Source organism: Stenotrophomonas sp. 1278, assembly GCF_029892765.1.
Lineage (GTDB): Bacteria > Pseudomonadota > Gammaproteobacteria > Xanthomonadales > Xanthomonadaceae > Stenotrophomonas > Stenotrophomonas indicatrix.
This window is the reverse complement of record NZ_JARXWD010000002.1, coordinates 1-22,788: the sequence shown is the minus strand read 5'-3', so window position 1 is coordinate 22,788 and position 22,788 is coordinate 1. Positions and strand designations below refer to the sequence as shown.

Below are 22,788 nucleotides of genomic sequence, written 5' to 3'. Positions count from 1 at the left end.
CTACAGAACGGGTTACCGCCAGTCGGTGATGCCTTCGCGGCGATAGACCTCGGCGAACGCCGGGCGCGCCTTCAAGCGATCCGCATACGCCTTCAATACCGGCCAGTGGTCGCTGGGCGTGGGCATGTTGCGTGACCAGCGCATCAACATCACCAGCATGAAATCGACCACGCCCGGCGCATCGCCGAGCAGGTAGGGACCGCCGTCCTGCAGGTGTGCGGCAACGTGCTGCCACGCCGCCTCCAACTGCTGCCGGGCCATCGTACGCACGGCCTCGATGCACTCGCCACCCGCTGCTTCATGCGGATAGAACCAGGCGCGGTAGGCCGGCTGCACGGTGTTGGCGCACCAGAACATCCAGCGATAGGCCTCGCCGCGTGCCGGCGTGCCGACGGCAGGCAACAACCCTGCCTGCGGATGACGGTCTGCCAGATACAGCGCGATCGCGGCCGCCTCGGTCAGTACCTGGCCGTCGATCAACAGGGTCGGCACCCTGCCCGCCGGATTGAGCGCCAGGTAGGCAGCTGATTTGTGCTCGCGCGTTTCGAAATCGAGCAGCACCAGTTCGTGCTCGATGCCGAGCTCGATCAGCAGCCAATGCACCACCAGCGAGGCGGTGCTGGTGGAACCATACAAGGTGGTGCGCATAGGACCTGTCCTGGGCGGGGAACGGCTGATTATGCGCGCTGTCCCCGGCGTGGTCAGCCGCAGGTGCTCATGCAGGTATCACGACGCTCGCCGCAGCCCATCATCGGTGCGCGCAGCGTGCAGTCGCGCGCCTTCAACTCGCAGGAACGGCGCAGTTCCGGATGCTCGATGTCCTTGCAGCGCTGGTCCGGCGTCGGTGCCACCTGCTGCTCGCAGCTGGACTGGCGGCTGCCGATCCCCTGGCCTTCGGCCATGCAGCTGCGATAGCTGGCCTGGCACTGCATCTGGCACTGGGCACCGGCGCTGAAGCCGCCCCCACCGCCATACGACGAGGACGACGTACTGCAGCCGGCCATGACCAGCAGGGTGACAAGGGAAAGGCTACGCAACAGGTTCACAGGACGCTCCTTGTTCAATAGACCGGAAGACTGCCAGAAGAACGGGTTTCGCTCACCGATCCGCCGCAGTCGAGTACACACTGCGCCCGGGTCGCATCGCAGGCGCGCGTGTTGGCTGCGGTGGCGCAGTATGCGCCGGCGCCACGTGCGCCCTCGCAACGATGCCGCATCTTCTCGTCAGCGATGTCACTGCATCTGTCGATGACGCGCTCCTTGTCCGACTGACAGCTCTGCTGCGCCATCTCGGCCATCGAACGTGCCTGACCCGCGCACTGCATGTGCCGCTGCGTACACCCCGCTGCACACACGCGGCCGGCCTCGCTGGTGGGTTGCTTGACGTAATACTGCGGCGCGCAGCCCACCATCAAGGCAAGGGCGACTGCGGCGAAAACATTGCGTATTCCTTGACGCACAAACAGCTTCCCTTGCCTGGCAACGTGCACACCCTAGCAAAGCCGCGCGGTTGCAATCGTTAAACGAAGAACGGCGCCACCCGGGCGCCGTTCTGAAATCGGACGGGCGTGGTCGACGCCGCGCCGATCACTCCACCACGACAGGAATCTTGCCGATGCGGGCCTGCCACTCGCGCGGGCCGGTCTTGTGCACCGACTCGCCGGTGGAATCGACGGCCACGGTCACCGGCATGTCTTCCACGGTGAACTCGTAGATCGCTTCCATGCCCAGGTCCGCAAAGCCGACGACCTTGGCCGCCTTGATCGCCTTGGACACCAGATAGGCCGAACCACCGACGGCCATCAGGTAGGCCGACTTGTGCTTCTTGATGGCCTCGATCGCGGCCGGACCGCGCTCGGCCTTGCCGACCATGCCCAGCAGGCCGGTCTGTGCCAGCACCTGCTCGGTGAACTTGTCCATGCGGGTGGCGGTGGTCGGACCGGCCGGGCCTACCACTTCGTCGCGCACCGGATCGACCGGGCCGACGTAGTAGATGAAGCGCCCCTTCAGATCGACCGGCAGTTCCTCGCCCTTGTTGAGCATGTCGACCATGCGCTTGTGCGCGGCGTCGCGGCCGGTCAGCAGCTTGCCGTTGAGCAGCAGGGTCTGGCCCGGCTTCCAGCTGGCCACGTCTTCCGGGGTGATCGTGTCCAGGTCCACGCGGGTGCCCTTGGACGCGTCGTAGGTCAGCTTCGGCCAGTCTTCCAGCGACGGCGGATCCAGCATCACCGGGCCGCTGCCATCCAGGGTGAAGTGCGCATGGCGGGTGGCGGCGCAGTTCGGGATCATCGCCACCGGCAGGTTGGCCGCGTGGGTCGGGTAGTCGTTGATCTTGATGTCGAGCACGGTGGTCAGGCCACCCAGGCCCTGCGCACCGATACCCAGTGCGTTGACCTTCTCGTACAGCTCCAGACGCAGTTCCTCGATGCGGTTGGACGCACCACGGGCCTGCAGCTCGGTGATGTCGATCGGCTCCATCAGCGCTTCCTTGGCCAGCAGCATCGCCTTCTCGGCAGTGCCGCCGATGCCGATGCCGAGCATGCCCGGCGGGCACCAGCCCGCGCCCATGGTCGGCACGGTCTTCAGCACCCAGTCGACGATCGAGTCGGACGGGTTGAGCATGGCGAACTTGGTCTTGGCTTCCGAGCCACCGCCCTTGGCGGCAACGATCACCTCCACGGTGTTGCCCGGCACCACCTTGACGTTGACCACGCCCGGGGTGTTGTCCTTGGTATTGATGCGCTTGCCGGCCGGATCGGCCAGCACCGAAGCGCGCAGCTTGTTGTCCGGGTACAGGTAGGCGCGGCGGATGCCTTCGTTGGCCATGTCCTCCACGCCCATGGTGGCGTCATCCCAGCGCACGTCCATGCCGATTTCCAGGAACACGGTGACGATGCCGGTGTCCTGGCAGATCGGCCGATGGCCTTCGGCGCACATCCGCGAGTTGATCAGGATCTGCGCGATCGCCTCCTTCGCTGCCGGCGACTCCTCGCGCTCATAGGCGGCGGCAAGGTTCTTGATGTAGTCGACCGGGTGGTAGTACGAGATGTACTGCAGCGCGTCGGCGACGGACTGGATGAGGTCTTCCTGCTTGATCGATGTCACGGATTGCTCGCTTGCTGAAGGCTGGCGGGGGTAATCCGCCCATTTTACCCCCTCCCTCGACCGTGGGGTGGTGGTGCCGGCCGCTGGCCGGCAAGATCTGACCTGCCCTCTGTCACGCTGCGCCCCGCTGGCGCGTCCTTGCCCACATGAACGCCGAAACCGCCTTCCAGACCCACCGCCCACGCCTGATGGCGCTGGCCTACCGCCTTCTTGGCAGCCGCAGCGACGCCGAGGACGTGGTCCAGGACGCCTGGCTGCGCTGGGCCGGCAGCGATGCGGCCGCCATCGTCGACCCCGAGGCCTGGCTGGTGACCACCACCACCCGGCTGGGGCTGGACCGGCTGCGGGCAGCCAAGCGTGAACGCACCCACTATGTCGGGCCGTGGCTGGCCGAACCGCTGGCGATCACCCTCGAACCCGACCCGGCGCCCGGCCCCGCGCAGCTGCACGCGCTGGCCGACGACGTCTCCGTGGCCTTCCTGACCCTGCTCGAACAGCTCGGACCGGAGGAGCGCGCCGCCTTCCTGCTGAAGGAAGCCTTCGACCACGACTACCGCGAGATTGCCGAGCTGATCGGCCACAGCGAGGCCAATTGCCGCCAGCTGGTGCACCGGGCCCGGCAGCGCCTGCAGTCTGGTCGGCCGCGCTTCAATGCCGATGCCAGCCAGCACCGGCAGCTGCTGGCGCGTTTCATGGACGCTTCCCAGCGTGGCGACAGCGAGGCCATCCAGGCGCTGCTGCATGCCAACGCGCTGCTGGTTTCCGATGGCGGTGGCGTGGTCACCGCAGCGGTGCGACCACTGCGGGGTGCCGAGCGTATCGGCCGCCTGTACTGGGCCATCGCCCGTCGCGGCGCGGCGCATCCGGCACAGCTCGGCTACGTCAATGGCGAACCGGCGATCCTGCGTTTCGAAGGCGACCACCTGCACTCGATCACCACCATCGAGGTGGTCGATGGCCGCATCGCCAATCTCTACAGCGTGCTCAATCCAGAAAAACTGCCTGCGGTTGTCACGCGCCGCGATACCCCGGCGTCCTTGTAGTGAAAGGCGGCCACCGTGGCCGCCGTGGAGCCGAAAATGTCCGACCACGCCTCTCCCCGCGTTCCCTACACCCGCCTGGCCGCCGAGGCCTTCAAGGGCCTGCTGGCCACCAGCAAGGCGGTGCATGACAGTTCGATCGATCCGACGTTGATGGAACTGGTGTTCCTGCGCGTTTCGCAGCTCAACGGCTGCGGCTACTGCATGGACATGCACGGCACGGCGCTGCGCAAGGGCGGCATCGAGCCGCGCAAGCTGGATACGCTGCCCGCCTGGCACGAAAGCCGGTTCTTCGACGACCGCGAGCGCGCGGCGCTGGGCTGGGCCGAGGCGCTGACCCGGTTGACCGATGGCGCACCGTCGCAGGCGGCGTTCGATGCGCTGGCACCTCACTTTGATGAAAAAGGCATCAGTGACCTGAGCATGGGCATTGCAGTGATCAATGCCTGGAACCGGCTGGGGGCTGGGCTGCTCCCGCCGCTGCCGTGATTCTCGGCGGGGCCAGTCTCGCGCTGGCCTCGGTAGATCCACGCCATGCGTGGATGCGGGTGGGTCCAGCCCTTCGCATTGCGAAGGGCTCTGACCCGATTCGGGCCGATGGGGTCAGAGCCCTTTGCACAGCAAAGGGATCCGACCCCGTGCGGCCACACGGCTGCCCTGACCCCACCTGCACGTATCAGGCGCGCACAATGGCGGCATGCCCGCCTCTCCCATTGCCGGCGCTGCCGGCGCCAAGAAACCCAGCCTGCGCCAACGCTTCAAGGCGATGCGCAACCTGCCACCGTTCCTGCGCCAGGTGTGGCAGACCAGCCGCGCGCTGACCCTGGCCAGCCTCGGCCTGCGCCTGATCCGTGCGCTGCTGCCGGTGGCGATGTTGTACGTCGGCAAGCTGATCATCGATACCGCCCTGCACCTGAGCCAACACGGAGCCGGTTTTCCGCCGATGGGCGAGGCGCTGTCCAGCGGCCTGCTCAATCCACTGCTCGGCCTGCTGGCACTGGAATTCGGCCTGGCGATCGCCTCGGACCTGCTCGGTCGGCTGGTCAGCTACGCCGATGCGCTGTTGTCGGAGCTGTTCGCCAACGCCACCAGCGTGCGCCTGATGGAACATGCGGCGACCTTGGACCTGGAGGATTTCGAGGACCCGGACCTGCAGGACAAGCTGGACCGCGCACGGCGGCAGACCATGGGCCGGATGAACCTGATGAGCCAGCTGTTCGGCCAGGTGCAGGATGCGATCACCGTTGCCAGCCTGGCCGTCGGCCTGCTGGTCTACGCACCGTGGCTGATCCTGCTGCTGGCGCTGGCGCTGGTGCCGGCCTTCATCGGCGAGTCGCACTTCAATGCGGCCGGCTACAGCCTCAACTTCCTGTGGACGCCGGAGCGCCGCCAGCTGGACTACCTGCGCCAGCTCGGTGCCAGCGTGGAGACGGCCAAGGAAGTAAAGATCTTCAACCTGCACCGGTTCCTGGTCGACCGCTACCGCAGCCTGTCGGCGGCACTGTTCCTGGCCAACCGCGCGCTTGCCCGGCGGCGGGCGTTCTGGGGCACGTTGCTGGCCGCGCTGGGCACGCTGGGCTACTACACCGCGTATGCGTATATCGCCTGGCGCACGGTGCGTGGCGATTTCTCGATCGGTGACCTGACCTTTCTCGCCGGCAGCTTCCTGCGCCTGCGCCAGTTGCTGGAAGGCCTGCTGATCGGGTTCTCGCAGGTAGCCAGCCAGGCGCTGTACCTGGACGACCTGTATTCGTTCTTCCAGATCGAACCGGAAATCCATTCGCGAAAGGACGCGGTGCGCGTGCCGCAGCCGATCCGCGAGGGCTTCGTGTTCGAGGACGTGGGCTTCCGCTACCCCGATGCCGAGCAATGGGCCGTGCGCCACCTGGATTTCCACCTGCACGCGGGCGAAGTACTGGCGCTGGTCGGCGAGAACGGCGCGGGCAAGACCACCCTGGTCAAGCTGCTGGCACGCCTGTACGAACCGGACGAAGGCCGCATCCTGCTGGATGGGCGCGACCTGCGCGACTACGACCTGGACGACCTGCGCGCCAATCTGGGCGTGATCTTCCAGGATTTCGTGCGCTACAACCTCAGCGCCGGCGAGAACATCGGTGTCGGCCAGGTCGAAGCGATGGACGACCGCGCGCGGATCTCCGATGCCGCCCGCCGCGGCATGGCCGAGGAAGTGATCGCTGCCCTGCCCGGCGGCTATGACCAGCAGATCGGCCGCCGCTTCCAGCAGGGCGTGGACCTGTCTGGTGGGCAGTGGCAGAAGATCGCCATTGCCCGTGCGTGGATGCGCGATGCACAGGTGATGATTCTGGACGAGCCCACCGCGGCACTGGACGCCCGCGCCGAGTTCGAGGTGTTCCAGCGGTTCAGGGAATTGGCGGATAATCGTACGGCAGTGCTGATCTCCCACCGCTTCTCTTCAGTACGCATGGCCGACCGCATCCTGGTGCTGGCCGATGGCCGGATCGAAGCCAGCGGCACACACGAGCAGCTGATGGCACAGGGCGGCCGCTATGCCGAACTGTTCGAACTGCAAGCGGCCGGTTATCGCTGAGAACGCCTCTCGTTCCGCCTAATGAGAACCTGTCTCATTTGAGATAGAATTGTCCCGACGACTTCCGATAGATACGCCCATGTCCTCCGCTTTCGGCGCCGAAACGGTGCTTGAGGTCCGCCACTGGACCGACGCCTACTTCAGCTTCACCCTCACCCGTGACAGCGGTTTCCGCTTCGAGAACGGCCAGTTCGTGATGATCGGCCTGGAGACCGATGCGCGGCCGCTGCTGCGCGCGTACTCCATCGCCAGTGCCAACTGGGAAGAACAGCTGGAATTCTTCAGCATCAAGGTGCAGGACGGTCCGCTGACCTCGCGCCTGCAGCACATCAAGCCAGGCGACAAGGTGCTGGTCGGCAGGAAGCCCACCGGCACCCTGCTGATCAGCGACCTGCACCCGGGCAAGCACCTGTACCTGCTGGGCACCGGCACCGGCCTGGCGCCGTGGCTGTCGGTGATCAAGGACCCGGAGACCTACGAGCGCTTCGACAAGGTGATCCTGTGCCACGGTGTGCGCTACGAAAAGGACCTGGCCTATCGCGATTATTTCGAGAAGGAACTGCGCGAGCATGAGTTCCTGGGCGAAATGGTCGGCGACAAGCTGCTGTACTACCCGGCGGTGACCCGCGAGCCGTTCCCGAACCAGGGCCGCCTGACCTCGCTGATGGAAAGCGGCGAGATGCAGCGCACGCTCGGCCTGCCCGAGCTGAGCCCGGAAAACGACCGCGCGATGATCTGCGGCAGCCCGCAGATGCTGGCCGACCTGCGCACCGTGCTGGACAGCCGTGGCTTCCAGACTTCGCCGCGCATCGGTACGCCCGGGCACTACGTGTTCGAGCGCGCGTTCGTCGAGAAATAAGCCGCCTCGTTAGCGCCGGGCCATGCCCGGCGGATATCGGTCGCCGGGCATGGCCCGGCGCTACCGGTCAGAGCAGCGCCTCGATGCCGCCGCGCAGCTGCTCCGGCTTGGTGGTCGGCGCATAGCGATCCACCACCTGGCCCTGGCGATCGACCAGGAACTTGCTGAAGTTCCACTTGATGCGGGCGATACCCAGCAGCCCGCGCTTCTGCTGCGACAGCCATGCCCACAGCGGGTCGGCACCCTCGCCATTGACCTCGATCTTCTGCGACAGCGGGAAGCTGACCGGGTAATCGATCGAACAGAACTGGCGGATCTGCGCGGCATCGCCCGGCTCCTGCGCGCCGAACTGGTTGCAGGGAAATCCGATCACCACCAGGCCGCGATCACGATAGTCCTGCCACAGCTGTTCCAACCCGGTGTACTGCGGGGTAAAGCCACAGCGGCTGGCCACGTTGACCAGCAGCAGCGGACGGCCCTGGTACTGCGCCAACGCCTGCGGCTGGCCTTCAAGGTCACGGAAGCTGAAATCGTAGGCAGTGGTCATGGCGGATGGCCGTGGGCGGTGATTGCATGGTACCCGGGCAGCCACCCAGGGGGGTGGCCCTGCTGCGGGGCGGCTTTGCCAACATGCCTTTTGACACAAGTGCGGGCGCGCCGGGCCGGGTTACCCTCGGGCCCTTGTTTGCCTTACCGGAGTATCGACCTTGACCACCCGCCTTGCCCTTGCCGTGGCCATGACCCTCGGCCTTGCCCTGCCCGCCTATTCGGCCAGCGCCGCCGCCCCGGCCGCCGCTGCCAATGCCCAGCAGGCCAATCCGTTCTTCGCCGACAGCCCGCTGCCGCTGCATTTCCCGCAGTTCGACAAGATCAAGGACAGCGACTTCGCCCCGGCCTTCGACGCCGGCATGGCGCAGCAGCTGAAGGAAGTGGAGGCGATCGCCAACACCAAGGCCAAGCCGACCTTCGACAACACCATCATCGCCCTGGAAAAGAGCGGTGACACCCTGGACCGCGCGACCACCGTGTTCTTCAGCCTGGTCGGCGCCGACACCAACGACACCCGCAAGAAGCTGCAGGCCGACTATTCGGCGAAGTTCGCCGCGCACAGCGATGCGATCGCGCTGAACGGCAAGCTGTTCGCACGCATCCAGGCGCTGTATGACAGCCGCACCACCCTGGGCCTGGACGCTGAAGGCGTGCGCCTGGTCGAGAAGTACTACGACAACTACGTGCGCGCCGGCGCCAAGCTGTCCGAGGCCGACAAGACCAAGCTGAAGGAAATGAACGCCGAGCTGGCCAACCTCGGCACCAAGTTCAGCCAGAACGTGCAGTCGGAAGTGAACGCTTCGGCGATCACCGTCAACGACGTCAAGGAACTGGACGGCCTGTCCAAGGAGCAGATCGCCGCTGCCGCCGAAGCCGCCAAGGCCCGTGGCCTGGACGGCAAGTACGTGATCACCCTGCTCAACACCACCGGCCAGCCGCCGCTGACCAACCTGGCCAACCGTGCCCTGCGCCAGAAGATCTACGAAGCGTCCACCACCCGCGGCAGCCGCGGCGGTGAGTTCGACAACACCGCGCTGGTCGCGCGCATCATGCAGCTGCGCGCCGACAAGGCCAAGCTGATGGGCTTTGCCAACTTCGCCGCCTACAACCTGACCAACCAGACCGCCAAGACCCCTGAAGCGGTCAATGCGATGCTCGGCAAGCTGGCCCCGGCAGCGGTGGCCAACGCCAAGCGCGAAGCCGCCGACCTGCAGGCAATGATCGACCAGGAACAGAAGGCCGCCGGCAAGCCGACCTTCAAGCTGGAGCCGTGGGACTGGGCCTTCTACAGCGAGAAGGTGCGCCAGGCCAAGTACAACTTCGACGAATCGCAGCTGAAGCCGTACTTCGAGATGAAGAACGTGCTGGAGAACGGCGTGTTCTTCGCCGCCAACCAGGAATTCGGCCTGACGTTCAAGCAGCGCACCGACCTGCCGGTCTACCACGATGACGTCACCGTCTATGACGTGTTCGATGCCGACGGCAGCCAGCTGGCGATCTTCATCTTCGACCCGTACGCACGCGCCTCCAAGCGCGGCGGTGCGTGGATGAACTCGTACGTCTCGCAGTCCAAGCTGACCGGTTTCAAGCCGGTGGTGGCCAATCACCTGAACATTCCCAAGCCGCCGGCCGGCCAGCCGACCCTGCTGACCTGGGATGAAGTGAGCACCACCTTCCACGAGTTCGGCCATGCCCTGCACGGCATGTTCTCGAACGTGAAGTATCCGTACTTCTCGGGCACCGCGGTGCCGCGCGACTTCGTCGAGTTCCCCTCGCAGGTCAACGAGATGTGGGCCGACAATCCGGCCATCCTGAAGAACTACGCCAAGCACTACCAGAACGGCTCGGCAATGCCGCAGGCACTGCTGGACAAGGTGCTGGCCGCGGCCAAGTTCAACCAGGGCTTTGCCACCACCGAGTACCTCGGTGCCGCCATGCTCGACCAGCGCTGGCACCAGATTGGCCCGGACCAGGTGCCGGCCGCCAAGGACGTGATGGCCTTCGAGCGCGCCGCGCTGGAGAAGGACGGCATCTACTACGCGCCGGTGCCGCCGCGCTACAAGACCCCGTATTTCAGCCACATCATGGGCGGCTACTCGGCCGGCTACTACGCCTACATCTGGTCGGAAGTGCTCGACGCCAACACCCAGAAGTGGTTCCGCGACAACGGCGGCCTGAGCCGCAAGAACGGCGACCACTTCCGCGCGACCCTGCTGTCCAAGGGTGGCAGCGTGGATGCGATGCAGCTGTTCCGCGATTTTGCCGGCCACGAGCCGCAGATCGAACCGCTGCTGGAAAAGCGTGGCCTGACCGGCACCGGCAACTGATCGACGGCACCGCATAGCGTGAAACGAAAACCGCCCGGGAGACCGGGCGGTTTTTTTGTACGCCATCCACGCATGGCGTGGATCTACCGCAGGGTTGCGTGATCCCAGTAGATCCACGCCATGCATGGATATTCCTGGCGATCACCGCGGCGCCACATATCCCCCGGGCACGCCCTCCGGCGACAGCACCAGCTGCCACAGCTGCGCATGCCGGCAGCGGAAGCTGGCCATCGATCCGGCCAGATAGAACCGCCACATGCGCCGGAAATGCTCGTCATAGCGTGCGTCCAGCCGTGGCCACGCCGCTTCCACGTTGCGCCGCCAGGCTTGCAGCGTCAGGTCGTAGTCGGTACCGAAGTTGTGCCAGTCCTCCAGCACGAAACGCCCTTCGAACGCCCGGCTGATCTGCACCGCCGACGGCAGCATTGAATTGGGGAAGATGTAGCGGGCGATCCACGGATCGGTGCGGTGACGCGAAATGTTGCTGCCGATGGTATGCAACAGCAGCAGTCCCCGCGGCGAGAGACAGCGCCGGGCCACGTCGAAAAAGCGGCGGTAGTTCTTGTCGCCAACGTGTTCGAACATGCCGATCGAGAAGATCGCATCGAAAGGTTCGTCAAGTTCGCGATAGTCCTGCAGCCGGATCTCGATCGGCAGGCCAGCGCACAGCTCGCGGGCGAAGTCGGCCTGCTCCTGCGAGATGGTGATGCCCACGCCACTGACACCGTATCGCTCGGCGGCGAACTTCAGCGCCTCACCCCAACCGCAGCCGATGTCCAGCACGCGTTGCCCGCGACGCAGCGCCAGCTTGCGGCACACCAGGTCCAGCTTGGCTTCCTGCGCGCCATCCAGATCGTCGGCATTGCGCCAGTAACCACAGCTGTAGACCAGGCGCTGGCCGAGCATCGCCTGGTACAGGTCATTGCCAAGGTCATAGTGGCGGCGGCCGACTTCGTAGCTGCCCGCCCCGGACTGCAGGTTGAACAGGCGCGCCTTCAAGGCGTCGGCCACCTCGCGCCAGCCGTGCACCCGTTCGTCCAGGTGCGCCTGCATCAGGTGGTACAGGAACTCGTCGAGGACGTTGGCATCCCACCAGCCGTCCATGTAGCTCTCGCCCAGGCCGAGTGACCCGTGCGCGATGACCCGCGCGAAGAAGCGCGGGTCATGCACCTGGATATCCTGCGGCCGGGTTCCATCGATATGGACCCCGGCCTCGTGGAGCAGGCCGGTGACCCGCTCCTGCAACCCTGTATCCACGTCACCTCCTCGTCTACGGTTACCCGCGTGCGAACAGCTCCACGTAGTCCTTGGCCACGTGTGGCAACAACACCGAAGCCGGCACATCGGCGGTCTGGGTGCCGTCCGAGTATGGACCCACCTGGTAGGGCGGGAACACGAAGCGCAGCGCGGTGATCTGTCCCTTGTCGTCGGTCAGCGGCTGGAACTGGCTGAAGTTGTCGGCCTGCGGACCGGTGCCGTCGGCGATCATCCGCGAGGCATTGCGCAGCGATTCCTGCAGCTGCGACGGGTCCATGTCCTCGCCGCTGAGGCGGGTGGCCACACGCTCGCGCAGCTGGTCGGCGACGAAATCGCTGATCGCTTTCCAGCCCTTGGCATCGGCCACCAGCTTCTCGGCGCTCAGCATCTGCTGCTGCGCCGGCAGCCACACGAAACGAGCAACCAGCGGTTCGCCATGGGCGCCGCCGGTGTAGCGGCTGCCGTCGGCACTGACCACCACCAGCTGCGGCGTCTCCAGCAGCTTCTCGAAGCTCAGCGACAGCTCATAGGGCATGGTCGGCTTGTCGTTGCCCAGCCCGTCCAGCGCCTGCTGCAGATCGCTGCGGGCGGAGGTGGCATAGGCCTGCAGCGCGCGTGCCAGGCCCGGATAACGATCGATGCCCGCCGGGTAGCTGATGCCAACCACTTCACGTTCGTTGTTCTCGATCACATCGCGCAGATCCAACGGCGCCTCCGCCGCGGGTGCCTCGGCGGTGCCGGTGGCTTCGGCCGCAGGTGCGGCATCGGTGGCCGGAGCCGCCTCGTTCTCGCGCTGGCAACCGGCCAGCAACAGCACGCCCATAGCGCCGGCCAGCACGCTGGCGTGCAGTGGCCGGTTGTTTCCAATCTTCATCGGGATCCCCTGTTCATGTTCATGCATCATCGCCTGCCCTGGCTGAAGGGTGGCCCGCTGGATTCAGCCCACAAGCAGATCGTGGTACTCCTCGTGCCGCTGCAGGAAGGCCTCGGCATAGGCACATGCCGGCACCACCTTGTACTTCTGCTCACGGGCGAAACGCAGTGCGACCCGGGTCAACTCACCGGCAATGCCGCGGCCAGCGATCGGCTCGGGCACTTCGGTATGGGTGATGAACATCCGCCTGCGCTTGATCTGGTACTCCAACAGTGCCACCTGCCCACGCACACGGGCGGTGAAACGGTGGTTGACCTGATCGTGTTCGACCTCGTAAGCCAGACCGGGGGGCGTGACCGAAGCCATGGGACTGTCTCCTGCGGCGACTGCGTGGATGGTGCGCACGCGGGCGCCATGATCGCGTGAAGTCTGAACAGGGACAAGTCTGCGCCCGTTGCGTCAGTTGTTGCCCTCAAGCTTCAGACCAACCGGCCGCTAACCCCTCTGCAGGGGTGCGCCAGCCTGGCATGCCCCTTGCGACAGTTGACCAAGCGATCTGCCGTGGAGGCCCGTGATGCACCCCAGCGATTCCCAATCCGATACCGATCACGCCCTGCTGGAGGGCCTGCTGCAACTGGCCGTGGAGGGACAGACCGAAGACCAGGCGTTCCAGAGCATCGGCGAGGAAGTGTTCTCCCGCCTGCTCGATACCTACGGTCAGCAGACCCGGGCCTGACCCGGAGCGGGGCCGCAGCCCCGGGGGTCGGATCCAGTGGATCCGACCCCGGCCACCCTCAGCCGCCGCCGAGGCGGAAGGTCGGGTTGGACAGTTCGCGCAGGAAGTGACTGAAGATGCTCGGCTGCATGGCCAGCATGAAGATCACGCCGAACGCCGCACCGGCCAGGTGCGCGCTGTGGTTGATGCGATCGCCACCGCGCTTGTCCATCCAGATGCTGTAGCCGACGTAGAACGCGGCATAGACGATCGCCGGCGCCGGGATGAAGAACACCAGGATGATCGACCACGGCTTGATCAGGATGAAGGCGAACAGCACCGCCGACACCGCCCCGGACGCACCGAGGCTGAGGTAGTTCGGGTTCTTCTGGTTCTTCAGGTAGCTGGGCAGGATCGAGACCAGCAACGCACCGACGTAGAACGCCGGATAGACCAGGTAGCTGCCGGTCAGCTGCACCATCACGCTCTCGATGAACCCCCCGAAGAAGAACAGGGTGATCATGTTGAAGATCAGGTGCGACCAGTCGGCATGGATGAAGCCGTAGGTGATCAGGCGGTCGTACTGGCGGTGGCGATCCACCGCCGGCGGCCACAGGATCAGGCGGTCGGCCAGCTTGCGGTTGTTGAACGCCATCCACGACAGGATGGCGGTGATGGCGATCAACAGCAGATTGACGGGGGTCATGTCAGGCTCAGGCGGTGCGGTAGTTGTCGACCATACGATAGCGTCGTGCATACCAACCAAAGGCCAACGCCGCGATGAAGGCGAAGCCGGCGAAGAAGAACATCAGGAATGCCGCCTCGCTCAACCCGGTCCCCGCGATCTGGTGGGTCACCGTCTCGTTGCGTACGGCCGCATTGGACAGCAGCACCCACAGGTTGCCGATGGTGGTGGTCAGGTTCCAGAAGCTCATCACCACGCCCTTCATCGCCTGCGGGGCCTGGCTGTAGGCGAACTCCAGGCCGGTGGCCGAGACCAGCACCTCACCGAAGGTCAGCAGCGCGTACGGCAGCATCTGCCAGAAGATCGACATCGCATTGCCGCCATCCATCACCACCTGGATGCCACCCACCACGATCCAGGCCAGGCCGCTGAAAGCGATGCCGGCGGTCATCCGGCGCAGCGCAGTGGGCTCGAAACCGAAGCGGCGCAGGGCCGGGTACAGCACCAGGTTGTTGAACGGAATCAGGATCATCACCAGCAGCGGGTTCAGCGCCTGCATCTGCGAGGCGGTGAACCAGCTCGGCATCTGCATCTGCTGGCCCTGCAGCACCCAGGTCGAGGCTTTCTGGTCGAACAGCGAGAAGAACGGCGTGGTCAGGGCGAAGATCACCAGCACGCGCAGCACCGAGCGCACGCCTTCCACGGCTTCGGCCGGATGCTGGCCGCGCGCGCGGTCCAGCTGCAGCCAGGTGCCACCACCGATGCCTGCCAGGATCGAGACCAGCGCCAGGCACAGGCAGATCACGATGCCGAGCGAGCCGACCAGGCCGAACGAGGCCACCGCCAGCACCAGGCCGAGCACGGCGATCACCAGGCCCGGACGGCCCTGGCCGGCCACCCGCGTGGTCAGCGCGGTGCGCACCACATTGGCGAACGAATGCGGGTCCTTCGGCGGCAACGGCACCAGCACGTAGCGCTTGCGGCCCAGCCAGAACACGAAGGTGGCGATGAACATCAGGATGCCCGGAATACCGAACGCCCACTGCGGGCCCCAGTTCTTCAGCACCAGCGGGATCAGCAGCGAGGCGAACAACGAGCCGAAATTGATGATCCAGTAGAAGGCGTCGAAGACGATCTTGGCCAGGTGCTTGTTGCTCTGGTCGAACTGGTCGCCCATGAACGAGGCCACCAGCGGCTTGATGCCACCGGCGCCCAGCGCGATCAGGCCCAGCCCGAGGAAGAAGCCGCCACGGCTGCCCTCGAACAGCGCAAGGCACAGATGGCCCATGCAGTAGACCAGGCTGAACCACAGGATGGTGTGGTACTTGCCGAAGAACTTGTCGGCCAGCCAGCCACCGAGCAGCGGGAAGAAATACACGCCGATCATGAAGCTGTGCATGATGTCCTTGGCTTCACCGGCACGGCCTTCGGCCGTGATTTCCTGCAGCAGCAGGGAGGTGATCAGGAACTGCACCAGGATGTTGCGCATCCCGTAGAAACTGAACCGCTCGCAGGCCTCATTGCCGATGATGTACGGGATCTGGCGCGGCATCTTTCCCTGGCCGGCGATGGGGGCGACTGCGTCGTGGCTCATCCTGTAAGGCATTCCTGCAAAACGAAAGGCGCAAGAGTACCGGAACCTGTGCGTGCGAAGCACGCTGCAGGGCTGCATGACAGGCGCGCCAAAGCATGGCAGGCATGTGCGGCCCTGCCGGAAGTCACGGAACCTGCACGGCAAAAGCGTAAACTTATCGTTATGCGCCCCCTCCCCTTTGCCCGCATCCTGTCCAGCTGCCTTGCCCTCATGCTGGCCGTGCCTGCATTGGCACGACCGCAGGCGCCGCCGGCCGCCGGCCTTGCCACGGAGGTGCGGCAATTGACCGTCGCCGCGCTGGAACTGCCCAGCCGTGATGAAGGGCAATGGAAGCAGCGCCGCGAACAGGTGCTGCAGCTGCTGACCGATCTGCAGCCGGATGTGATCTCGGTGCAGCAGGTCCTGCAGCAGCAAGGGCGCAACCCGGCCTGCTGGTTGGCCAGCCGGCTGCGCTACAGCTGCGATTTCGTCACCGCAGACCCGCCGAGCCAGCCGGTCCGGCATGGCAACGCGATGCTCAGCCGGCTGCCGGTCAGCGAGGACGGCGTCACCCTGCTGCATCCGCCGGGCACCTTCAGTGCCGCCGGCATGATGCGCCTGCGGCTGGGCGACAACGACGTCAACGTCTACGTCGCGCGCCTGCGGCCGGAGCCGGATGAGGCCACGGCCCGACAGCATCAGACCAGCGACCTGATGACCTGGATCGGCGCCACGGCCGAGGGCATGCCGAGCCTGATCGCCGGGGATTTTTCCGCAAGCACCGTCGAGCTGGTGCGCAGCACGCCCGGCTTCCAGCCGGCCCGGCGCAATCCCGGCGCACCGGCGGCCAGCGGCGGCGGCGCCAGTGGCCATGGGCTGGATGTGCTGTTCCAGGTCAAGCATTTCGGCGGCATCCGCCAGCAGGCGATCATGCTGCCCGCCGATGGCGACCTGCCCGGCCTGCGCCTGGGCGTGATGGCGACGCTGCGGCTGCAGGACGTGGCTGCCACCACCGAATGAGAACCATGAGGTTGCCGGCCAGCGGCCGGCACTACCGATGCGCAAAAAAAAAGGCCGGGGTCTCCCCCGGCCTTCTGTTGAAGCCGCCGGGCATGGCCCGGCGCTACCGTTCTCAGGCGATCGCTTCCTGGTAACGGCGCTCGACTTCGTTCCAGTCGATGACGTTGAAGAACGCGCCGATGTATTCCGGACGACGGTTCTGGTACTTCAGGTAGTACGCGTGTTCCCACACGTCCAGGCCGAGGATGGGGGTGTTGCCTTCCATCAGCGGGCTGTCCTGGTTGCCGGTGCTCTCGACCACGACCTTCTTGTCCGGGGTCACGCTCAGCCATGCCCAGCCGCTGCCGAAACGGGTCAGCGCAGCCTTGGTGAAGGCGTCCTTGAACTTGTCGAAGCCGCCCAGGTCCTTGTCGATGGCCTTGGCCACGTCGCCCACCGGGTTGCCGCCAGCATTCGGAGCCATCACGGTCCAGAACAGCGAGTGGTTGGCATGGCCGCCACCGTTGTTGCGCACCGGACCCTGCAGGTTCTCGGGCAGCGACTTCAGCTTCTTCACCAGTTCTTCGACCGGCAGGTCAGCGTACTCGGTGCCTTCCAGCGCCGCGTTGACGTTGTTGATGTAGGTCTGGTGATGCTTGGTGTGATGGATTTCCATCGTCGCCGCATCGATATGCGGTTCCAGCGCGTCGTAGGCGTAGGACAGCTTGGGCAGGGTGTAGGCCATGATGCATCTCCTGATTGCGAGGGCACCCGACGGTGTCGGGCGTTGCGCGGTGAATGATGGGGACAGGCCTCCAGATTACCAAGGGGGATGTAAAGGAAATTGCGTCCTGCAGGTGAGCATGCCGGCAATTGTTACGCAGCGGTGACGCGGCGCGCGCCCTCATGCAGGGTGCAGCGCGCAGGCGCTACAGTGGGCGCACCACCCTTGCCTGCTCCTGCCCATGCGCAACCCCCGGCTGTTGATCACTGCCATCGTCCTGCTGCTGCTCGGCCTGGTCGTCAATCATTTCCTGCAGCGGCCGCCGCCGCCGCAGTTCGCGCCCGACCTGCAGGGCACTCCGGCGGCCAACGCACCGGCGCTGCGCAGCAACAGCGACAGCGACAGCGGCCTGCCCGGCTTCCTTCCGGCCGAGGCCCGCCAGACCATCGCGCTGATCCAGCGCGGCGGCCCGTTCCCGCATCGGCAGGACGGCAGCACCTTCGGCAACCGCGAACAACAGCTGCCACAGCGCCCGCGTGGCTACTACCGCGAGTACACCGTCGACACGCCCGGTGCAGGCAACCGCGGCGCGCGGCGCATCGTCACCGGTGGCAACCCGCCCGATGCCTGGTACTACACCGATGATCACTACGAGTCGTTCCGCAGCTTCACCGTACCGGCCTCCGGAGAACGCCCATGAGCCACGATGATTTCGGCCTCGGCCTGCATGACATCAACAATGCCGGCGTCTACGCGATCGACAGCTCCGATATCAGCGCGCTGTCGGCAGCGATGCGCGATGCCGACCTGAAGGTGATCCGGATCGACCTGGAGGGCGTGGGCGACAAGCGCACCCTGCTGGCGCGGCTGGCCGCCCAGCTTGATTTCCCTGCCGGCTTCGGCGGCAACTGGGATGCCCTGTCTGACAACCTGCGCGACCTGCAATGGCTGCCGGCCCATGGCTATGCGCTGTTCCTGGCCGACGTCGATGCCCTGCGCGCCGGTGCAGGCAAGGAGTTCGACACGCTGCTGGACATCCTGGATGAAGCCAGCCGTGACTGGGTAGGTCGCGACGTCCCGTTCTGGGTGTTCCTGTCACAGAGCGAATGACCTGGTAGAGGCCGGCCGGTCGGCATGCACGTGAAGCCCATGGATCATCCACGCATGGCGTGGATCTACCCGGCGCAGCTGGATGCACGGTAGATCCACGCCATGCGTGGATGCGGCACCCTACCGGCTGCCGTTATCTTCCTGCAGCTCTTTCTTGAACGGGATATCCGGCGGCGGACGTGCCACTGCCGGCTGGTCCTGCATGTTCGGATCGGTGAGGCCACAGCCGCCACCGGCCTGCAGGATCGAGATCACGCAGGAAATCTTCGTGCTGGTACCCGGCAACGGAATCTCCATTGCCTTGACGCCCTTGCGCACCCACTCGGCGAGCAGCGATTCCTGCGGCACCCAATACTTGTCGAACGAGGTAGGCGTGTAGTCGTACGGCGGCCGCTTCAGCCATTTGCCGGACTCGGCGATGCGCTCCTTGCTCCACCCGTCGTTGGCCCCACCGGGTGCGCCACGCTCGGCCTTGCCGGCCCCGTCCTGGCCGGCCACGCGTACGCTGCCGTCAGCGTTGAACAGACCATCGCCCTTGCCCGCACTGGTTTGCGCGGCGCCTTGGTTGGCACCGTCGCGATTGCGGCTGGAGGCGCCCCAGTCGTCACCGCGGGCGGGCGTTGCCCAGTTGCCCGGGGCCGGTGCCGGACGGGCGCCCGCCTGTGCGGCGGCGGTACTGGTCGTCGCAGGACGCGCCACGCTGGCGCTGTTCTGGGCCGAACTGCCGGCGGGTGCCGGCGTCGGCGTGGTCGCACTGCCTGCCGCAGTCGACGCGGCAGGTTGCGGAGCGGCAGCAACCTCCCGTTCGCGCACCTGCACCTCGCGCCCGGCAGGCGCACGCACCGTGGGCTCGCGCCCTGCGACGGTGGCCATGCGCACCTGCGGATCGGTCATCGCCTGCACTTCGCGCTCGCGCACCTGCACGTCGCGCTGCGGCACGCGTACCTGGATGTCGGTGGTGCGCATCGGCTGCGGCGCCACCGGCGCTTCAACCGTGCTGATTTCGCGCTCCTGCACCTGTACATCGCGCACGCGGGGAGCCTGCACTGCCACCTCGGGCGTGCGTACCGGCGTTGCTATCGGCGCAGCCTGTACCGGCTGCACGCTGCGCTCGCGCACGGTCGGAATGGTTTCGCGAGGCACGATGCTGACCTCGGTGCGCGGCAGTGCGACCGGCGGCACCACGAATTCGGCGGTCGCCTCTGCAACTTCGGTGGCCTGTACCGGTGAGGGCGGCGGTGCGGCCACCGGCGCCGGCTCCACCTCGGGCGGCGGCGGCACGCTGGCGGTCGGTGCCGTGGCAGCGGCAGTGGAAGACGGCGCAGGTGCAGACGGTTGCGGCCGGGGCGCTGTCGCCGCTCCGGCATCCTGGCCTGCGGTTGCGGCACCGGCCTCTGCGGCGGCAGCCGCCTCGGCACCGGGTTGGTCGCCGCCGCCTTCCTGTGCAGCACGGCCGACGAATTCAATCTGCACGCGCTCACCCTCGCTGCCCTGCTCGTCCGGCGAAGACGTGCGGATCACCGCCACCCAGAGCAGCAGCAGGAAGAACAACAGATGCAGCAACGCGCTGAGCAGTGCCGAGGTCCAGCGCATCCAGCGCTGGTCGCGCGGCGCCGGATCCCAGTCCTGCCAGAACAGGCGGCGCAGGGACGCCCATGGCCCCAGCCCCGGCACGCGCCCCGGAGGCCCGGGCAGCGGCCGCGGCAGCAGCACTGCGATCACCTCGCGCGCGTGGAACGGACGCGGCAGCGGCGTCAGCGTCCGCAGCCAGATCGCCCAGCCGTACGGCAGGCCAGTGCTCTTCTCGAGGATGGGCGGTCGCTGCTGGCGCGCCAGCAGCAGGTCGATGAGTTGCTCGGCTCTGGGCAGAGGCACGCGTTGGCGATCAGGCGGCGTTGCCGCGCGGAATATACGGAGCGTGGCCGCTGTCGTGATCGGTAGCATCACGCACCGCAGTCACCCCCGGCACACGGCCCATCAAGGTCTTCTCGATGCCCTGCTTGAGGGTGACGTCGGCCATGCCGCAACCCTGGCAGCCACCGCCGAAGCGCAGCAGCACCACGCCGTCGGCCGAGACTTCCTGCACGGCGACCTTGCCACCGTGCGAAGCGAGCTGCGGATTGACTTCGTTTTCCACCACCCAATGCACGCGCTCGACCAGCGAGGCGGCATCGCCGGGCGCTTCGCCCTTGATCCGCGGCGCCTTGATCGTCAGCTGCTGGGTACCAGCGGTACCGGGCACGATGTCGATCTCCGCGCCATCGAGCCAGCCAACGCTGCTTGCGTCGACATAGAGCGTGAAGCCATCACAGTCCACCGCCCACTCGTCGCCGAGCAGATCGGTCGGCTCGGCGAACTCCAGCCGGGCGTCGGCACGCGGGGTGCCAGGATCGACCGCACTCAAGCGCACGCCCATGCCGGGCACGCCCTCGCGTTCGATCAGCTTGCGGAAATGGGTCTGGGCAGTGTCGGAGATCTGGATCATCAGGCTATTCTAGCCAAGTAGGCGTCAGCCGCTCATTCGTTTTATACACCGGCCGGCGCATTGTTCAGTCAACACGAGGTGGAGGAACCCATGGCCGACCTGATTCCGCTGGCACAGGCCCGTTGCGTGCCGCGCAAAGGCAGCGACCACAAGCTGGGCGAGGCCCGGCTGGCCGAACTGCTGCCGCAGGTTCCCGGCTGGGAGCTGGCCGAGGCCGGCCAGGCGCTGGTGCGCACGTTCCGCTTCAAGGATTACTACGCCACCATGGCCTTCGTGAACGCGCTGGCCTGGATCGCCCACGGCGAGGACCATCACCCGGACCTCGGCGTCCACTACGACCGTGCCGTCGTCCGCTACTCCACCCACGACGTGGGCGGCCTGAGCGAGAACGACTTCATCTGCGCAGCGAAGACTTCGGCCCTGACGGAGCAACTGAAATGAACGTGCGATTGCTGAGCCTGTCCCTGCTTGCCGTGACCGGCCTGGCCGGCTGCGGCACCTCCGAACCGCCGGCAGCACCGGCTGCCGCACCCACCGAAGTGGCTGCGGTGAAGACCCCGCCGCCGCAGTATCCGCTGGAACTGGCCTGCACCGGCGTGGGCGGCACCAGCACCTTCAAGGTGGTGATCGGCACCGACGGCAAACCCAGCGAGGTCACCCTGCTGACCGGCGCGGGCAACCCGCAGCTGGACGATCTGGCCAAGACCGCCGTGCAGGGCTGGCAGTTCAAGGCAGCCACCCGCAATGGCGAGGCCGTGCCGGCCACGATCCAGGTGCCGGTCAGCTTCAACCCGCCGCAGCCCAAGCCGGACCAGTGCTTCGCCATCGAAGAAAGCCTGCGCCGCGGCGGCTGATCGCCTGCCGGTGACGAGGCCAGCCGACGCCCGCCTCGCCTTTGCCGCCCCGGCCCGTGCCGGGGCGATTGCTTGATGACAAGGAACGCGTCGGTACATGCTGCAGATTCCCCACGAAAACATCTGGATCGCCCTGGCGGTCACCCTCGCTGCGGGCCTTGCCACCGCCATCGGCAGCCTGCTGGTGCTGTTCTCGCGTCGCCCCAATCCGCGCCTGCTGGCCTTCGGCCTGGCCTTTGCCGGCGGCGCGATGGTGTACGTCTCGCTGTCGGAGATCCTCAACAAATCCATCGCCTCGTTTGCGCTGGCCTATGGTGAGCGCACCGGCTTCACCTACGGCACCCTCGCCTTCCTGCTGGGCGTGGTGGTGATCGTGCTGATCGACCACTTCATTCCCAACCCGCATGACAGCCTGGACAAGCAGGACCCGGCCTTCCGCGAGAACAGCCGCGAATACCTGAAGCGGGTCGCCCTGCTGACGTCGGTGGCGATCACCGCGCACAACTTCCCGGAGGGGCTGGCGACGTTCTTCGCGACGCTGGAGAGCCCGTCGGTGGGCATGCCGCTGGCCTTCGCCATCGCCATCCACAACATTCCCGAGGGCATCGCCATTGCGGTACCGGTGTACTTCGCCACGCAGAACAAGTTCTATGCGTTCGCCGCCAGCCTGCTGTCAGGCCTGGCCGAGCCGGTCGGCGCGGCGATCGGCTATGTACTGCTGTCCGGCTCGCTGTCCCACGCCACGTTCGGCTGGGTGTTCGGCCTGATTGCCGGTGTGATGGTGTTCCTGGCGCTGGACGAGCTGCTGCCGGCGGCCAAGCGCTACGCCAAGGGCCACGAAACCGTGTATGGCCTGGTGGCCGGCATGGGTACGCTGGCGATCAGCCTGGTGCTGTTCAAGTGGTGAGGGATTTCCGGCCAACGGGCTGAGCCCCCTCGCGGCTGGCACCCGAACCTTTCTGAATGGTCCCGGGCGGGGTCAGTTCGCGGGGGACGCCGTTAATCCGTCCCTGGAGGCTTGGCCGCGGCATCCATGCCGCGGACACCCCCGCGAACTGACCCCG

The 22,788-nt window shown here is 66.3% G+C and carries 25 protein-coding genes; 12 read left to right on the top strand and 13 right to left on the bottom strand.

Features of this window, described 5'->3' with window-relative positions:
- Positions 1-12: 12 nt before the first annotated feature.
- The 4 genes from M2299_RS02170 to M2299_RS02155 form a co-directional block, all read right to left on the bottom strand.
- Positions 13-648 (bottom strand): glutathione S-transferase family protein, encoded by a 636-nt coding sequence (locus M2299_RS02170; RefSeq protein WP_280883769.1) that lies wholly within the window; start codon positions 646-648, stop codon positions 13-15.
- 53 nt (positions 649-701) lie between these two features.
- On the bottom strand, positions 702-1,046 hold the full coding sequence (locus tag M2299_RS02165) for a hypothetical protein (RefSeq protein WP_280883768.1): 345 nt from the start codon (positions 1,044-1,046) through the stop codon (positions 702-704).
- A 14-nt stretch (positions 1,047-1,060) separates the two neighbouring features.
- Complete coding sequence (locus M2299_RS02160) at positions 1,061-1,297, bottom strand: hypothetical protein (protein ID WP_227417103.1); 237 nt, start codon at positions 1,295-1,297, stop codon at positions 1,061-1,063.
- Positions 1,298-1,586: 289 nt separating this feature from the next.
- Entirely contained in the window at positions 1,587-3,104 is a 1,518-nt protein-coding gene (locus M2299_RS02155; protein WP_025876754.1) for a fumarate hydratase, read from the bottom strand.
- 146 nt (positions 3,105-3,250) lie between these two features.
- Between M2299_RS02155 and M2299_RS02150 the strand changes: the two genes are divergently transcribed.
- The 4 genes from M2299_RS02150 to M2299_RS02135 all read left to right on the top strand — a co-directional run bounded on the left by M2299_RS02150 (position 3,251) and on the right by M2299_RS02135 (position 7,572).
- Positions 3,251-4,147, top strand: coding sequence for an RNA polymerase sigma-70 factor (locus M2299_RS02150; protein WP_280883767.1), 897 nt, complete (start codon positions 3,251-3,253; stop codon positions 4,145-4,147).
- 36 nt (positions 4,148-4,183) lie between these two features.
- A complete protein-coding gene (locus M2299_RS02145) occupies positions 4,184-4,633 on the top strand; it encodes a carboxymuconolactone decarboxylase family protein (RefSeq protein ID WP_032978827.1) in 450 nt (149 codons plus the stop codon).
- Between the two features lie 208 nt (positions 4,634-4,841).
- Positions 4,842-6,713 carry an ABC transporter ATP-binding protein gene (locus M2299_RS02140; protein WP_025876751.1) on the top strand — a complete coding sequence of 624 codons (1,872 nt, stop codon included), beginning with the start codon at positions 4,842-4,844 and terminating at the stop codon, positions 6,711-6,713.
- Positions 6,714-6,792: 79 nt separating this feature from the next.
- A complete protein-coding gene (locus M2299_RS02135; protein ID WP_025876750.1) occupies positions 6,793-7,572 on the top strand; it encodes a ferredoxin--NADP reductase in 780 nt (259 codons plus the stop codon).
- Between the two features lie 67 nt (positions 7,573-7,639).
- On the opposite strand, the gene M2299_RS02130 is transcribed toward M2299_RS02135, so the two are convergent.
- Positions 7,640-8,119, bottom strand: a complete 480-nt coding sequence (locus tag M2299_RS02130) for a glutathione peroxidase (RefSeq protein WP_032978822.1) — start codon at positions 8,117-8,119, stop codon at positions 7,640-7,642.
- A gap of 160 nt (positions 8,120-8,279) precedes the next feature.
- On the opposite strand from M2299_RS02130, the gene M2299_RS02125 reads away from it, so the two are divergent.
- Entirely contained in the window at positions 8,280-10,448 is a 2,169-nt protein-coding gene (locus M2299_RS02125) for a M3 family metallopeptidase (protein ID WP_080148431.1), read from the top strand.
- 141 nt (positions 10,449-10,589) lie between these two features.
- Here the strand turns inward: M2299_RS02125 and cfa are convergent, their stop codons facing one another.
- Genes cfa through M2299_RS02110 form a run of 3 tightly spaced genes read right to left on the bottom strand, consistent with a single transcriptional unit; the run spans position 10,590 to position 12,945 of the window.
- On the bottom strand, positions 10,590-11,705 hold the full coding sequence (gene cfa / locus M2299_RS02120) for a cyclopropane fatty acyl phospholipid synthase (protein WP_280883766.1): 1,116 nt from the start codon (positions 11,703-11,705) through the stop codon (positions 10,590-10,592).
- A gap of 19 nt (positions 11,706-11,724) precedes the next feature.
- Positions 11,725-12,606, bottom strand: coding sequence for a DUF3298 and DUF4163 domain-containing protein (locus tag M2299_RS02115; RefSeq protein ID WP_280883765.1), 882 nt, complete (start codon positions 12,604-12,606; stop codon positions 11,725-11,727).
- A 36-nt stretch (positions 12,607-12,642) separates the two neighbouring features.
- Positions 12,643-12,945: a GNAT family N-acetyltransferase gene (locus M2299_RS02110; RefSeq protein ID WP_280883764.1), complete on the bottom strand. Its 303-nt coding sequence runs from the start codon at positions 12,943-12,945 to the stop codon at positions 12,643-12,645.
- A 208-nt stretch (positions 12,946-13,153) separates the two neighbouring features.
- Here M2299_RS02110 and M2299_RS02105 point away from each other — a divergent pair, with 208 nt between their 5' ends.
- Positions 13,154-13,315, top strand: a complete 162-nt coding sequence (locus M2299_RS02105) for a hypothetical protein (RefSeq protein WP_162887673.1) — start codon at positions 13,154-13,156, stop codon at positions 13,313-13,315.
- A 58-nt stretch (positions 13,316-13,373) separates the two neighbouring features.
- On the opposite strand, the gene M2299_RS02100 is transcribed toward M2299_RS02105, so the two are convergent.
- Entirely contained in the window at positions 13,374-14,000 is a 627-nt protein-coding gene (locus M2299_RS02100; RefSeq protein WP_025876742.1) for a rhomboid family intramembrane serine protease, read from the bottom strand.
- Positions 14,001-14,007: 7 nt separating this feature from the next.
- A complete protein-coding gene (locus M2299_RS02095) occupies positions 14,008-15,573 on the bottom strand; it encodes an oligopeptide:H+ symporter (protein WP_025876741.1) in 1,566 nt (521 codons plus the stop codon).
- A 162-nt stretch (positions 15,574-15,735) separates the two neighbouring features.
- On the opposite strand from M2299_RS02095, the gene M2299_RS02090 reads away from it, so the two are divergent.
- Positions 15,736-16,572 carry an endonuclease/exonuclease/phosphatase family protein gene (locus M2299_RS02090; protein WP_025876740.1) on the top strand — a complete coding sequence of 279 codons (837 nt, stop codon included), beginning with the start codon at positions 15,736-15,738 and terminating at the stop codon, positions 16,570-16,572.
- Between the two features lie 112 nt (positions 16,573-16,684).
- On the opposite strand, the gene M2299_RS02085 is transcribed toward M2299_RS02090, so the two are convergent.
- Positions 16,685-17,296, bottom strand: a complete 612-nt coding sequence (locus tag M2299_RS02085; protein WP_005410310.1) for a superoxide dismutase — start codon at positions 17,294-17,296, stop codon at positions 16,685-16,687.
- A gap of 220 nt (positions 17,297-17,516) precedes the next feature.
- On the opposite strand from M2299_RS02085, the gene M2299_RS02080 reads away from it, so the two are divergent.
- Complete coding sequence (locus M2299_RS02080) at positions 17,517-17,975, top strand: ribonuclease domain-containing protein (protein WP_134832821.1); 459 nt, start codon at positions 17,517-17,519, stop codon at positions 17,973-17,975.
- Entirely contained in the window at positions 17,972-18,385 is a 414-nt protein-coding gene (locus M2299_RS02075; protein ID WP_032978803.1) for a barstar family protein, read from the top strand. Before M2299_RS02080 ends, M2299_RS02075 begins: the two co-directional genes overlap by 4 nt.
- Positions 18,386-18,505: 120 nt before the next feature.
- Here the strand turns inward: M2299_RS02075 and M2299_RS02070 are convergent, their stop codons facing one another.
- Together M2299_RS02070 and M2299_RS02065 are read right to left on the bottom strand one after the other, a co-directional pair.
- The gene (locus M2299_RS02070) at positions 18,506-20,260 is read right to left on the bottom strand and encodes a hypothetical protein (RefSeq protein WP_280883763.1); all 1,755 of its coding nucleotides are present in this window, start codon (positions 20,258-20,260) and stop codon (positions 18,506-18,508) included.
- Between the two features lie 10 nt (positions 20,261-20,270).
- A complete protein-coding gene (locus tag M2299_RS02065; protein ID WP_025876727.1) occupies positions 20,271-20,870 on the bottom strand; it encodes an NfuA family Fe-S biogenesis protein in 600 nt (199 codons plus the stop codon).
- Between the two features lie 90 nt (positions 20,871-20,960).
- Here M2299_RS02065 and M2299_RS02060 point away from each other — a divergent pair, with 90 nt between their 5' ends.
- The 3 genes from M2299_RS02060 to zupT all read left to right on the top strand — a co-directional run bounded on the left by M2299_RS02060 (position 20,961) and on the right by zupT (position 22,631).
- A complete protein-coding gene (locus tag M2299_RS02060; protein ID WP_025876725.1) occupies positions 20,961-21,311 on the top strand; it encodes a 4a-hydroxytetrahydrobiopterin dehydratase in 351 nt (116 codons plus the stop codon).
- A complete protein-coding gene (locus M2299_RS02055) occupies positions 21,308-21,724 on the top strand; it encodes an energy transducer TonB (protein ID WP_025876723.1) in 417 nt (138 codons plus the stop codon). Before M2299_RS02060 ends, M2299_RS02055 begins: the two co-directional genes overlap by 4 nt.
- A 97-nt stretch (positions 21,725-21,821) precedes the next feature.
- Positions 21,822-22,631 carry a zinc transporter ZupT gene (gene zupT / locus M2299_RS02050; protein ID WP_099843057.1) on the top strand — a complete coding sequence of 270 codons (810 nt, stop codon included), beginning with the start codon at positions 21,822-21,824 and terminating at the stop codon, positions 22,629-22,631.
- Positions 22,632-22,788: the final 157 nt, after the last annotated feature.